We start from the raw sequence: 11,942 nt of genomic DNA, 5'->3' as shown, positions 1-11,942 counted from the left end.
CGGCCCCCAGAGCATCTTTTAGGATGCGTAAACGCGAGATTATAGGAGGGATACCGTGACGAAGGAACCGAAGTTACCGCCGAAGGACGATCTGGCCGATGAGTTTCGTGAAGACCTGGAGGATTTGATTGAGGGAGAGCTGGCAGTTGAGGACCTGACCGCAAATAAGGTCGCTTTTCTTCGCGCCTGGTTAAAAGATGATCTGCATCGAGCCGGGGATTATATGCGCGGTCTGGGAGGGGAGCTGATTACTCTGGAAGAGCGCGGGGGTGACTGGTTGCTGAACGCGGCGGACCCTACGGAAACGGCTTGGCCCAATCTTATGCGCTGTATCCGTGAGGGCAAACCCTGGGCCCTTGCGGGTGAGATAGTGGGGGCCGACGAGGAACTTCAATGTCTGGGGTGTGGTTATCTCGCTCAGCCGCCGGAGAATAGTCAAATTACACCCTGTCACCGCTGTGGCTATGGTTGCTTCAGGCAAATAGAAGGCGGCCTTGAGTATTGATTGAGCTGTATAAAATAGCGGTCAATTTGTTGATGCCACCACTGGCGCCAATGCTGGGGCTGCTGGCGGCATTCTTGATACGCTTTTTTCCTGAAGGCTCTTTGCTGGAGAAATTGTCCCTGCCATTGGCGATCCTCTCATTTTGTCTGCTCTGGCTTAGTGCTACTCCGGCTTTTTCAAGCTGGATCGGTAAGCGTTTGGGCGTTGTAGCAGATTTACCTGATACAGAGGCTGCTCCCAGGGCTGTGGTGATCCTCGGAGGCGGTGTTTACCGGGATAATCAGCAAGGCTATGAGTACCTATCTGCGTCCAGTTTGGAGAGGGTGATCTGGGCAGCAAAGCATGTCCCAAGGGATATGCCAATCCTGGTGTCCGGCGGCCGTATTTCACCGGATGAGCATGTCTCTGAGGCAGAGTTGATGGCGAAAATGTTGGATGAGATGTCCCGCCCGGTGAGTTGGCGCGAAGCTTGCAGTCGAACTACCGCAGAGAACGCGGTAAATAGCGCGGAGATATTGCGCAATTCAGGTGTGGGAACTATTGTGCTCGCCACTCACTGGTGGCACATGCCCAGGGCTGCGGCAGTTTTTACCCGCGCAGGCCTAAAGGTACAGCCTTTATCAGTGGGCAGTGCTTCTGAGTTAGAGTCAAGGGAAAAGGGTGGGGTCTTAAATTGGGTTCCCAGTGCTGAGGCGCTGCTGCGGACTCAGGCCTATTGGCGGGAACTATTGGCACAAGCCTGGTATCAATATCGACCACTGCCACAGGCCAAAAAGTGCTGAGGAACTTTTGTGATGTGGTGCTCTCAGATACTTATCAGGCATGAGGGAATAGGCGTCGGCGAGGGATTGCATCTGTTTTTTGAAAGCTGGTTGTACTAGGTAAATGGACGACTGGCGCCACAGATCTCACCCGCTAATTACTACTTACATTGGAGTAGCGACTGTGGATAACAACCATAACAATAAACGAGATAACCTTATGATGAAGGGCATCCCGGTTTCCTTCACTCCCATCCAATTGCACAACCGACTTAACCGGGCTGTTTGGATCGGCTTCAAGCGTGTGGACCAGGATGGCCGAATTCTATTTTTCCTATGTGGCGGTGCTGAGAGCGGGGCCCATTTGAATAAAAATTTCGAGACATTTGCGGGGCAAATTGTCCGTGAGTTCGGTTTAGATCCTGCAGAAGTGGAATTCATCGAGCTGCGGGTAAATGCAGAGGAGTCCCAGTGGTATCGCTGGCACGCGCACTGGGTTGGCTCAGCCCCTATGGGTAGTCACGGGGATTTAGTCACCAGTGAATCCAGTCGGCGTTATTTAATGCAGGCCCTGGAGAGTAGCGTGGTCGCGGCTTAAGCAGCATAGCCTAATCCAGCCAATAAAAGTGCCCAGGAATCAGACACTTACCTTATTACTAGCATTGTCTTTAGCTAGTAGGTCGGCTAGTGCTTGTTCCAGGGTAGGAAACTGGAAACTGTAGCCGCTGTTTAAGGCGGCTCGGGGCTCCACTCTTTCGCTGGCAAGGAGTAGCTCTTCTGCCATCTCCCCGAACAGGGTTTTTAGCAGCCAGGCTGGAGAGCGGAAAAAGCAGGGGCGGTGTAGCTGTTTTGCCAATAAGCGGCTGAAGCTGTTATTGGTAACTGCTTCTGGAGCACTGGCGTTAAAAGGGGTGCATAGGCGTTGGTCAATAGCGTGAAGTATCAATCCGACTTCGTCGTCTTCGTGAATCCAGCTCATCCAGTGTTCGCCAGAACCCATTGGTCCACCAAGTCCCAGGCGAAATGCCGGTAGCATTTTGGGAAGTGCTCCCCCTCGGTTGGAGAGCACAATAGCGGTGCGTATGATTCCGACGCACATTCCGGCCCTTTGTAGTGGCAGTGTGGCCGCTTCCCAGTCACGGCACAGTTGTGCGGAAAACCCACCGCCTGCAGGGCTGTCCTCCTTGAGCAGTTCGCCGCCACGGTCTCCGTAGTATCCAATAGCAGACCCTGAGAGAAAGTAATTGGGGCGTTCTCTTTGGGCGAGTGTCCAGCGTACTAGCCGTTCGGTGGTATTCAGGCGTGAGTTGCGAATTTCGGCACGGCGTTTCTCGGTCCAGCGAGAGGAAATGGGTTCCCCTGCCAGATTGACAACAACATCTACCCGCTCTTGCACCTCTTCAGGAGCGCTGGCGGCATTGACAGACTCTCCGCAGAGTTGGTGTATCTTATCCGGATGGCGACTAAGTACTGTAAGTGTGTCGCCACGAGCGAGCCAGCGTTGGCAAAAGAGTCTACCGATCAAACCGGTGCCACCACTGATTAAGCAATGCATAGACTGCCCATCCCCGCCATAATTTCACAGGTAAATTGCATGCAGCATAGCAGTCATCTGCACATGCGGGGTGTCTCGGCGGCGCACTTTAGAGTGATCAGTGGCAGGTCATTACTATTCGGTCACTCCCCCGGTCATCGGCTTGGCAGCGCTGTTTTTTCGCTTGCGATTGAGAATTACAGCCAGCGCCAACATTGGTAGTGCCAGGGCAAATACTGAGAAAATTCCGGCAAGCATAAATGGTGTTGAGCCGCGCATCGCACGTATGTCACCGCTCATATTGGCTTGCTCAAATTGTGGCAGCTGCTCAATGATAAGCCCGCGGGGATCGACAATCGCGGTTACACCGGTATTGGTGCCGCGGACTAAATAGCGACCGGTTTCCAGTGCGCGCATTTGCGCCATTTGCATATGTTGCAACGGCCCTATGGATTCACCAAACCAGGCATCATTACTGATGGTCAGGAGTACCTGGGAGGTGAGAGCGCTATCCGCCACTAGGCGAGGGTAGACAATTTCATAGCAGATTAGTGGAGCCCAACGTGCTCCTGCAGCATTCAGTGGCCCCTGTTGGTCGGGTCCGGAGCGAATAAAGGAGGTGGGTAAATTGAAGAATTCGATAGTGCCTCGAATCAGCTCCTCCAGTGGGACATACTCACCAAAAGGTACCAGGTGACGCTTATGGTAAACACTGGGGCTGCGGCCAAAGACCGCTGCGGAGTTGTGGACTTTGCGAGAGTTATCCACAGGGCTGTGGGTGTCGTAGAGAATTCCGCTGATAAGATCAATGCCGGTTTTCTCTGCATTGCGTTGCAGAGCCTGCATTAGGTTCGGAGCCTGGCCGTAAAACATGGGTAGCGCTGCTTCAGGCCAGATTATAACGTCGACATCACGCTCGCTCAGGGTGCGGGTACCCTCCTGATAGCGGCTAATAGTCTCGCCGCGAAACTCCGGCAGCCACTTTTTCTCCTGGGGAATATTAGCCTGTACCAGTCCAACGGTGATGATGCCTCCCTCTGCCTGAGTCCACTGTATATTGGCCAGGGCAGCACCGAGGGGCCAGGGTACGATTGCTGCTCCAATCAGTACAATATTGGCCGGTCGCTTGAGGGGGGACAAGCGGCCACTGGCAGCTAGTGCGATGACCGCACCGGAGAGGGCCAGAAAAAGCCCGATTCCGTAGACACTCACCACCGGAGCCCAACCAGATAGCCAGGTCTCCAAGTGGGCATAGCCAGCGAACAGCCAGGGAAAGCCAGTAAACATCCAGCTGCGGAACCATTCACTGATAAACCAGAGTGCGGCAAAGGCGAGGGCGAAGCTAAATTTGTTGGCGGTAAAGCGACCGAGGAAATAGAACGGTGCTGCAAGCAGCGCCGCCATCAGCGCGACGAAGCTGGCGGTGAGTGCGAATCCCAGCGGCGGCGAAGAATTGCCAAAATTGGTAATTGAGACATAGACCCAAGAGCCACCAGTGGCGTAAAGGCCTAGCCCATAACAGAAGGCTAGCCAGAGGCTAGTGCGCCCACGTAGCGGCTTGCCGCGAGAGGCAAACAGGAATAGCCCGGCAAAAAGCGCCAGAGAGAGTAGGCCGCACAACCAATAGTTGAAAGGGGCCAGGGAGAGCGTCATTAGCCCGCCGGCAGCTGCACCAGCGGCAGGTAAAAGTAATCTTCGCATAGACTCGCTTAATCGGTAGCCGCCGTTGCGGCTGCATCCTACCCGAGAAAATCTTGGCTAGAGCCCCAGAGGGGGCTCACTCAATCTTCATCGGGTGGTTTACGCATATGGGCCACGCGCAGCAGGTGAATTTGCCGGCTGTCCGCGTAGAGCACCCGGAAGAGGAAGTCTCCCAAGCGGGTGACTTCATCGCGACCGGGCAAGTGGCCGAAAGACTGCATAATCAGACCACCAACCGTGTCGAATTCTTCATCGCTGAACTCGGATTTAAAAAATTCATTGAACTCTTCGATCGGCGTGAGGGCCTTGACTATGTAGTCATTTTCTCCCACCCGGCGGATAAAGCTATCAGCCTCTTCCTCATCGGTTTCGTCTTCGATCTCACCGACAATTTCTTCGAGGATGTCCTCAATGGTTACTACGCCGGAAACGCCGCCATATTCGTCGATAACGATGGCCATGTGGTAGCGGTTTTCACGGAACTCTCGCAGGAGAATGTTGAGGCGCTTACTTTCAGGAATGATATTGGCTGGGCGAATAATATCTTCGAGTTGAAATTCGCCGACGCCCTTGAGGAGCAGGGGGAGCAGGTCTTTGGCTAGCAGTATTCCGCGGATATCGTCGATACTCTCGCCGACGACAGGAAAGCGTGAATGGCCTGACTCGATAATTTTGGGGAGAAACGTTTCCGGCTTGTCCTGTAGCCCTACAACCACCATCTGCGAGCGAGGGATCATTATCTCCCGAACCTGCTGGTTGGATACGTCCAGGGCGCCCTCGATGATGGACAGGGCCTCGGCGTCAACCAGCTGATTTTCAGCGGCGTCTTTGATGATGTCCAATAGTTCATCGCGGGACTTGGGTTCGGCAGAAAATGCACCAAACAATCTTTCCAGCCAGTTCTTTTCACTCGACCTGGCTTTGCTGGAAGAGTGACTACTTGGGGGCTCGTCAGTGGTCATGGAAGTGGCCATGCTCCGAATATCTCTCGTCTATTTCAATCAGTAATCGTTAGGGGTAGATTCATTTCAACCCCCGTTATCCCGCCTCATCGAGAGGGGTGTAGGGGTCCGCAAAGCCGAGATGGGTCATTAGGCCAGTCTCTAGCCTTTCCATGATTTCCGCATCGTTGTCTTTGATATGGTCATAACCCAGAAGGTGCAGTGTGCCATGGACTAGCATATGTGCCCAGTGCGCCTCAGTCGTTTTGTTCTGTTGCTCCGCTTCCTTCTCCACAACGGGAGCACAAATTACCAAGTCTCCTAATAGTGGGAGGTTCAGCTCTGCGGGAAAGTCTGCTTGGAAGGACAGGACATTGGTCGGCTTATCTTTGCCGCGATATTGCGCGTTGAGCGCCTGGCTCTCCTCTTCGTCGACGATACGAACTGCCAGTTCGGCCTCATCTCGTCGACCGGAGAGAGCGTTAATGACCCAGGTGCGGATCTTCTCATCGGAGGGTAGATTTGTGCAGCGGCTAGCCCGCTGCACATCAAGGGTTAAATCAATCATAACTCTGTGGAGGAACCTCAGGCGGCATTCTCGTCGGCTTTGCTGCTGACACTGGCATCCCGCTCAGCCTCGTGGATATCGTAGGCTTCGACAATGCGCTGTACGAGAGGGTGGCGGACAACATCCTTAGCGCCGAAATGGGTAAAGCTGATGCCGTTGACCTTGCCCAGGACTTCTACCGCGTGACGCAGCCCCGAGGCCTGTCCTCTTGGCAGGTCCACCTGGCTTGGGTCTCCGGTAATCACTGCAGTGGAGCCGAAACCGATCCGGGTCAGGAACATTTTCATCTGCTCGCGGGTGGTGTTTTGGCTTTCATCGAGAATGACAAAGGCGTTGTTGAGGGTGCGCCCACGCATATAGGCCAGGGGGGCTACCTCGATCACATTGCGCTCAATGAGTTTGCCCACTGTTTCAAAGCCGAGCATTTCATAGAGTGCGTCGTACAGCGGTCGTAGGTAGGGGTCTACCTTCTGACTCAGGTCACCGGGGAGAAAGCCGAGCTTTTCGCCTGCTTCTACCGCCGGGCGCACTAGTAAGATACGCTCCACTTGGTCTTTGAGCAGGGCCTCGACCGCACAGGCTACTGCTAGGTAGGTCTTGCCGGTACCCGCTGGGCCAATACCGAAATTGATATCGTTACTCTGAACCGCATGCACATACTTGCGCTGATTCAAACCTCGGGGACGCACAGAGCATTTCTTAGTACGAATCAATACCACCTGGTCTGCTTCAGTGGATTCGCCCTTCTCTCCCTTGTGGAGAAGCTCCTCTACACCGGCTTGTTGCAGGGCTAAGTGGATCTCATCGGGGGTCAGTTGATCCCGGGAGTCAGTCTCCTTGTACAGGAAGCTAAGTAATTCACAGGCAGCCTTGGCTTTTTTAGCTTCACCGTAAACGGCGAACTGATTGCCGCGATTGCGGATTTCAATATCCAGTCGCTGTTCTATTTGGCGCAGATGTTGGTCGAACTGACCGCAGAGGTTGGCGAGACGGCGAGCATCGTTGGGCTCGAGGGTAATACTTTGAGCGAGGGTTTGCGTTTCCAAACTGGTTTCCGGCACCTTAATCTAGAGGGTTCATAGCTAGGGTATACCCATTTTCCCCAGATAGGAAAGCTTTGGGTGCTACCAATAGGTTCTAACTTTACCCGATTTTAATTACAGCTTGTAATTTCAGAGGTGTTATTAGGAAATTTGGGTGGCAAGGGGTGGTTTTAAAGCACGCCTTGCCAGGAAGGTAGGGGGGCCATAATGCCTCAGATCAGAATAAGTCCTCTTCCAGTTCCGAGGTGAGTAAAGTGCCGCGTAGGGAGTTTGGCAGGGCCTCCTCAATCAGGACATCGGCAAATTTGCCGATCAGGGCCAGGTCATCGGCGCGGAAATTTACCACCCGATTGTTTTCAGTGCGTCCTTGCAGCTGTCCTGGATCCTTCTTGGATACTCCGGTCACCAGAACCCTTTCAGTGTTACCTACCATGTGTCGGGCAATTGCCTGGGCTTGCTGGTTGATACGGTTTTGTAAAAGCTGCAGGCGCTCTTTTTTGACGTCTTCCGGGGTGTCGTCGGGGAGATCCGCTGCCGGAGTACCTGGGCGCGGGGAATAAATAAAGCTGAAAGATATATCAAAGCCCACTTCCTGAATCAGGTTCATGGTAGCTTCGAAATCTCTGTCGGTTTCACCGGGGAAGCCCACGATAAAGTCCGAAGACAGGCAGATGTCCGGGCGTATTTTCTTCAGGCGGCGAATCTTGGACTTGTATTCCAGCGCGGTGTGTCCACGTTTCATGGCCATTAAAATACGGTCGGAGCCACTTTGCACTGGCAGATGCAGGTGGCTGACCAGTTCAGGCACCTGTGCATAGACGTCGATCAAAGCATCGGAGAACTCTACCGGATGTGATGTGGTGTAGCGGATGCGGTCGATGCCATCAATTGCCGCTACATAGGTGATCAGCTCGGCGAAGTCCACTTCCTGTCCGTCTACCCCGGCGGCGCGGTAAGCATTGACGTTCTGGCCAAGTAGGTTTACTTCCCTTACACCCTGCTCTGCTAAGTGTGCAACTTCTTCCAGTACATCGGCAACTGGGCGGCTTACTTCCTCGCCGCGAGTATAGGGCACTACACAGAATGTGCAGTACTTGGAGCAACCTTCCATAATGGAGACAAAAGCCGTGGCTCCGTCGGCTTCAGGTTGTGGCAATCGGTCGAACTTCTCGATCTCCGGGAAGCTGATATCTACAACGACCACGCCATTCTTCTGCTCTTTGGTTTCCATCATTTCTGGAAGGCGGTGCAGAGTTTGCGGGCCGAAGATCAGATCTACATAGGGCGCGCGCTTGGCGATAGCCTCGCCCTCCTGGCTGGCTACACAGCCTCCGACGCCGATAACCAGCTCGGGATTTTTTTCCTTGAGGCGTCTCCAGCGACCCAGCTGGTGGAACAGTTTTTCCTGAGCTTTCTCGCGAATGGAACAGGTATTGACCAGGAGAACGTCCGCCTCTTCGGGATCGTCGGTGGGTACCATAGCGTGAGACTCGCCGAGTAGATCGCGCATCCTGGCGGAATCGTACTCATTCATTTGGCAGCCGTGGGTTTTGATGTATAGCTTTTTCGCCGGTGTATCGGACATATCGTGCCTGATTAAAAACTGGTCAATTAAACGGGTGGGGCATTATAGCGACAGGACCCGGCACTGCATAGATGGCTATATTAGCGGTTGAGAACCTGTGCTATTCTTGCGCGCTTTTTCGGGCTTTGCCCGCTTTCTGAACAACTTCGAGCTTCGGGGTATTCCCCATCCTGAGAGACTTATGGCCAACCCGATATATAAAGTGATTTTCCACAACCAAAGCCAGGTGTATGAACTCTATGCCCGGGCGATTTATCAGAGCGATATGTACGGCTTTATTGAAGTCGAGGAGTTTGTTTTCGGGGAGAAGGCCCAGCTGGTAGTGGACCCCAGTGAAGAAAAGCTAAAAACCGAGTTTGCCTCGGTAACCCGTTCCTATATCCCGATGCATAGTATTGTGCGTATCGATGAGGTGGAAAAAGAGGGGACAGGCAAAATTGTTGAAGTTAAAGGCGATAAAGTTGCAAAGTTTCCCTTTGCGCCGCCCATTCGCCATCCCCAAGATACCGAATAACCCTCCCCCTTTACCGAATCAGCTGGCCTTGGGCCAGGCTGATTCGGGCGCCTAAAGCCCTCGCAGTCTAGCGGGTTTCACTGCAATATAAGCTTCAATAAAGGTCCTCTGGACTGTCATCAAATCGCTGCAAAGTGACTGCGCAGGCGATCATTGGCCTTGATGGTATTTGATTGATATCTAATAAGCGTTCGCCTGTTCGCGGCTTGCAAACTATTGACCGATAAATTCCACTGCATGGCATAGGTTGGCGCTCAGCAGGCTAGTTATCAGTCTTTACGCGAGTTGATAACTGGTCAAAGGTTGGAGCCTTGCTATGGGCAATCGCTACCATGCGCTGTGGATATCTGATGTCCATTTGGGTAGTAGAGACAGTGAGCCTCATCGGTTGGCGGATTTTTTGGCACAGAATCGTGCCGATAAGGTGTACCTGGTAGGGGATATTTTCGATATGTATGCCCTCTCTAAAGGGAAGGGCACCTGGTGTCAGGCATCCTCCATGTTGTTGGGGATGCTTTCGGAGTTAAGCAGTCTTACTCCGGAGGTTATTTATATTCCCGGAAATCACGACGCCCCCATGCGCAGCTGGGCGGGTAAACGTTTGGGTAATATTCGTATCGAGCGCGATTGGATTCACACAGCTGCCAGCGGTAAACGCTACTGGGTAACCCACGGCGATCAATTTGAACATAATATCAAAATTAATCCGTTCAGTTACCACATTGGGGATCGCAGTTACTATCTTATGCTGCGATTTAACCGCTGGATTAATTATTGGCGCAGTCGTTTCAACAAGCCCTGGTGGTCTCTGGCCAGCCAAGTAAAGAACCGTGTGAGTGCAGCCAGGCAAATGATGACCGATTTCGAAAATGTCGCTGTGGGTGAGGCTCAGGCCAAGGGTATGGATGGGATTATCTGTGGGCATATTCATCGCCCAGCGCTGCGCAATAAGAACAGAGGTGGGCGTACGGTTACTTACGCAAACTGCGGTGATTGGGTTGACTCGATGAGTGCCGTGGTAGAACAACAAGATGGCAGCCTGGAACTGCTTCATTGGTACCGGGCCCCAAAAATAGCCAGCATAATGACAGAGGTGGTGGCCGCATGATTCAGCTTGAAACACTGTTAAAAAAAAATGCCTGGTACAGCGCAGCGCCGCAAAAGCCCACACGAAAATTGGTCTCCGCTACCCTTAAAAAAATTTGTTGTGAGGAACAGATTGTAGAATTTGGGAGGCGTTACCCTCACTTGGGAGGGTTGGATTTTATTCGCCAGTTATTTAGTGACCTCAATTTCCGCTATGAGTTAAATCCCTCGGAATTGGAGCGGGTGCCAGTGACTGGGCCCTTGATTATTGTGGCTAATCACCCCCTGGGCAGCCTGGATGGCCTGGCATTAATCGATATGGTTGCCAGAGTGCGCAAGGATGTGCGTGCAATTGCCAGTCACCTTTTATGGAATATTCATCCATTGCGTCCATATTTTTTGCCGGTAGATAACTTTAACGGGCGTACCCGCCGTGCCGATGTGCAAGGGATTTATGATTATCTCGGCCAGGGTGGGGCTGTAATTATTTTTCCCGCCGGTGAGGTTTCACGCCTAAGCCCCCAGGGGGTGCGCGATGGGCGCTGGAACCCTGGGTTTGTCCGCTTTGCTGAGAAGGCCAATGCACCGATCTTACCGGTGCAAGTGCTCGGCAGAAATTCCTGGTGGTTCTACGGCCTGTCGATGCTGAATAAACCACTTTCAACCCTTTGGCTTATTCGAGAAATGTTCAAGCAAGCCAGCCGTGGTATTGATATCCGTATTGGCCGCCCCTTGGAAGCGGAGCACTTCCGCAGTTGGCCGCTAACTCCCCGTGCCCAGGCGGCTCTCTGGCGCAAACATGTTTATAAATTGCATCGTTCTCCCGCGCCTCTGGGGCCGGAACTTATTGCCGCTGCTGAGTCTCGGGGGGAGGTGAAAAAAATAATCGAGAGCTGTGAAGCTCTGACCTCCCAGGGGAACTTCTCCGTGCGACTCTATCGGCAGCGGCCGGATTGCCCGGTTATGCGTGAGCTGGCGCGTACGCGTGAAGTGGCTTTCCGGGCAGTGGGTGAGGGTACAGGACAGAGTCGGGATTGGGATGCATTTGATGCGCACTATGACCACTTGCTACTGTGGGACCATCATTGCCAGCAGATAGTGGGCGCCTACCGTATAGCGGGCACCGAGAGCTTGGCAGAGAATGAAATCTACAGCAGCACCCTGTTCAATTATCCCTCCCCACCGCGATATTGCCTGCCGGGTTCGGCAGAACTTGGTCGCAGTTTCTTACTGCCCGAATACTGGAGGGGCAAAGGGCTGGATCTGCTTTGGAGTGCTATCGGCCAGTGGGTCTTGCGCAATAAAGTACGCTATTTATTTGGGCCTGTTTCTATGCCGGGAACATTTTCGGTGCGGGCAAAGTCGGCAATTGTAAGATATTTTTCCCATTATTTTGCTCCGCAAAACCCACTGGGCGATGCGCGTCTGCCTTTCCTGCAAGCGGGTGCACCTCTGCCAGATCTCTCTGGGGATTCAATTGCGGATATGCGCCAGTTAAAACTAGTGTTGCGTGAAGAGGGGGTGGTTTTACCGCCACTTTTCAAAAAGTATGCTGCATTAACCAAGCCGGGTGGCACTAGTTTTCACGCCTTCAATGTTGATCCAGACTTTTGTGATTCCGTTGATGGGCTCGTGGTGGTCGATTTAGATTTAGCCGATGAGAAGTTCGCACGACGCTATCTCTCAAGCGAAAACGCTGCTTGA

The 11,942-nt window shown here is 53.1% G+C and carries 12 protein-coding genes; 6 read left to right on the top strand and 6 right to left on the bottom strand.

Annotation, left to right across the window (positions count from 1 at the left end):
* Window positions 1–55 precede the first annotated feature (55 nt).
* The 3 genes from ACJJJA_RS18495 to ACJJJA_RS18485 all read left to right on the top strand — a co-directional run bounded on the left by ACJJJA_RS18495 (window position 56) and on the right by ACJJJA_RS18485 (window position 1,864).
* On the top strand, window positions 56–505 hold the full coding sequence (locus ACJJJA_RS18495; protein WP_252083074.1) for a zinc ribbon-containing protein: 450 nt from the start codon (window positions 56–58) through the stop codon (window positions 503–505).
* Complete coding sequence (locus tag ACJJJA_RS18490) at window positions 502–1,287, top strand: YdcF family protein (RefSeq protein ID WP_444903003.1); 786 nt, start codon at window positions 502–504, stop codon at window positions 1,285–1,287. The genes ACJJJA_RS18495 and ACJJJA_RS18490 overlap by 4 nt, the downstream gene beginning before the upstream one ends.
* A gap of 163 nt (window positions 1,288–1,450) precedes the next feature.
* Window positions 1,451–1,864 (top strand): hypothetical protein, encoded by a 414-nt coding sequence (locus ACJJJA_RS18485; RefSeq protein ID WP_252083072.1) that lies wholly within the window; start codon window positions 1,451–1,453, stop codon window positions 1,862–1,864.
* Between the two features lie 39 nt (window positions 1,865–1,903).
* Here ACJJJA_RS18485 and ACJJJA_RS18480 read toward each other — a convergent pair whose 3' ends face one another.
* The 6 genes from ACJJJA_RS18480 to miaB all read right to left on the bottom strand — a co-directional run bounded on the left by ACJJJA_RS18480 (window position 1,904) and on the right by miaB (window position 8,638).
* Window positions 1,904–2,821 (bottom strand): TIGR01777 family oxidoreductase, encoded by a 918-nt coding sequence (locus ACJJJA_RS18480; protein ID WP_252083071.1) that lies wholly within the window; start codon window positions 2,819–2,821, stop codon window positions 1,904–1,906.
* 114 nt (window positions 2,822–2,935) lie between these two features.
* The gene (gene lnt / locus ACJJJA_RS18475) at window positions 2,936–4,501 is read right to left on the bottom strand and encodes an apolipoprotein N-acyltransferase (RefSeq protein ID WP_444903002.1); all 1,566 of its coding nucleotides are present in this window, start codon (window positions 4,499–4,501) and stop codon (window positions 2,936–2,938) included.
* A gap of 80 nt (window positions 4,502–4,581) precedes the next feature.
* A complete protein-coding gene (locus ACJJJA_RS18470; RefSeq protein WP_435583622.1) occupies window positions 4,582–5,475 on the bottom strand; it encodes a CorC family transporter in 894 nt (297 codons plus the stop codon).
* Window positions 5,476–5,539: 64 nt separating this feature from the next.
* The gene (gene ybeY / locus ACJJJA_RS18465) at window positions 5,540–6,010 is read right to left on the bottom strand and encodes an rRNA maturation RNase YbeY (protein WP_444903001.1); all 471 of its coding nucleotides are present in this window, start codon (window positions 6,008–6,010) and stop codon (window positions 5,540–5,542) included.
* 17 nt (window positions 6,011–6,027) lie between these two features.
* The gene (locus tag ACJJJA_RS18460) at window positions 6,028–7,056 is read right to left on the bottom strand and encodes a PhoH family protein (RefSeq protein ID WP_444903000.1); all 1,029 of its coding nucleotides are present in this window, start codon (window positions 7,054–7,056) and stop codon (window positions 6,028–6,030) included.
* Window positions 7,057–7,270: 214 nt separating this feature from the next.
* The gene (miaB, locus tag ACJJJA_RS18455; RefSeq protein ID WP_444883981.1) at window positions 7,271–8,638 is read right to left on the bottom strand and encodes a tRNA (N6-isopentenyl adenosine(37)-C2)-methylthiotransferase MiaB; all 1,368 of its coding nucleotides are present in this window, start codon (window positions 8,636–8,638) and stop codon (window positions 7,271–7,273) included.
* 181 nt (window positions 8,639–8,819) lie between these two features.
* Here miaB and ACJJJA_RS18450 point away from each other — a divergent pair, with 181 nt between their 5' ends.
* The 3 genes from ACJJJA_RS18450 to olsF all read left to right on the top strand — a co-directional run bounded on the left by ACJJJA_RS18450 (window position 8,820) and on the right by olsF (window position 11,942).
* Window positions 8,820–9,152, top strand: coding sequence for a DUF1820 family protein (locus ACJJJA_RS18450; protein ID WP_211214910.1), 333 nt, complete (start codon window positions 8,820–8,822; stop codon window positions 9,150–9,152).
* 316 nt (window positions 9,153–9,468) lie between these two features.
* A complete protein-coding gene (locus ACJJJA_RS18445; RefSeq protein ID WP_444900017.1) occupies window positions 9,469–10,260 on the top strand; it encodes a UDP-2,3-diacylglucosamine diphosphatase in 792 nt (263 codons plus the stop codon).
* Window positions 10,257–11,942: a bifunctional ornithine lipid synthase OlsF gene (olsF, locus tag ACJJJA_RS18440; RefSeq protein WP_444902999.1), complete on the top strand. Its 1,686-nt coding sequence runs from the start codon at window positions 10,257–10,259 to the stop codon at window positions 11,940–11,942. Before ACJJJA_RS18445 ends, olsF begins: the two co-directional genes overlap by 4 nt.

It is taken from the genome of Microbulbifer mixtoriginis (SeqCode), assembly GCF_052466865.1.
This window is presented reverse-complemented; position numbering and strand designations above follow the sequence as displayed.

Coding starts and splice junctions, on each gene's coding strand:
- ACJJJA_RS18480 (WP_252083071.1), bottom strand. CDS start 2,821: ATGCATTGCTTAATCAGTGGTGGCACCGGTTTGATCGGTAGACTCTTT.
- lnt (WP_444903002.1), bottom strand. CDS start 4,501: ATGCGAAGATTACTTTTACCTGCCGCTGGTGCAGCTGCCGGCGGGCTA.
- ACJJJA_RS18470 (WP_435583622.1), bottom strand. CDS start 5,475: ATGGCCACTTCCATGACCACTGACGAGCCCCCAAGTAGTCACTCTTCC.
- ybeY (WP_444903001.1), bottom strand. CDS start 6,010: ATGATTGATTTAACCCTTGATGTGCAGCGGGCTAGCCGCTGCACAAAT.
- miaB (WP_444883981.1), bottom strand. CDS start 8,638: ATGTCCGATACACCGGCGAAAAAGCTATACATCAAAACCCACGGCTGC.
- ACJJJA_RS18450 (WP_211214910.1), top strand. CDS start 8,820: ATGGCCAACCCGATATATAAAGTGATTTTCCACAACCAAAGCCAGGTG.
- ACJJJA_RS18445 (WP_444900017.1), top strand. CDS start 9,469: ATGGGCAATCGCTACCATGCGCTGTGGATATCTGATGTCCATTTGGGT.
- olsF (WP_444902999.1), top strand. CDS start 10,257: ATGATTCAGCTTGAAACACTGTTAAAAAAAAATGCCTGGTACAGCGCA.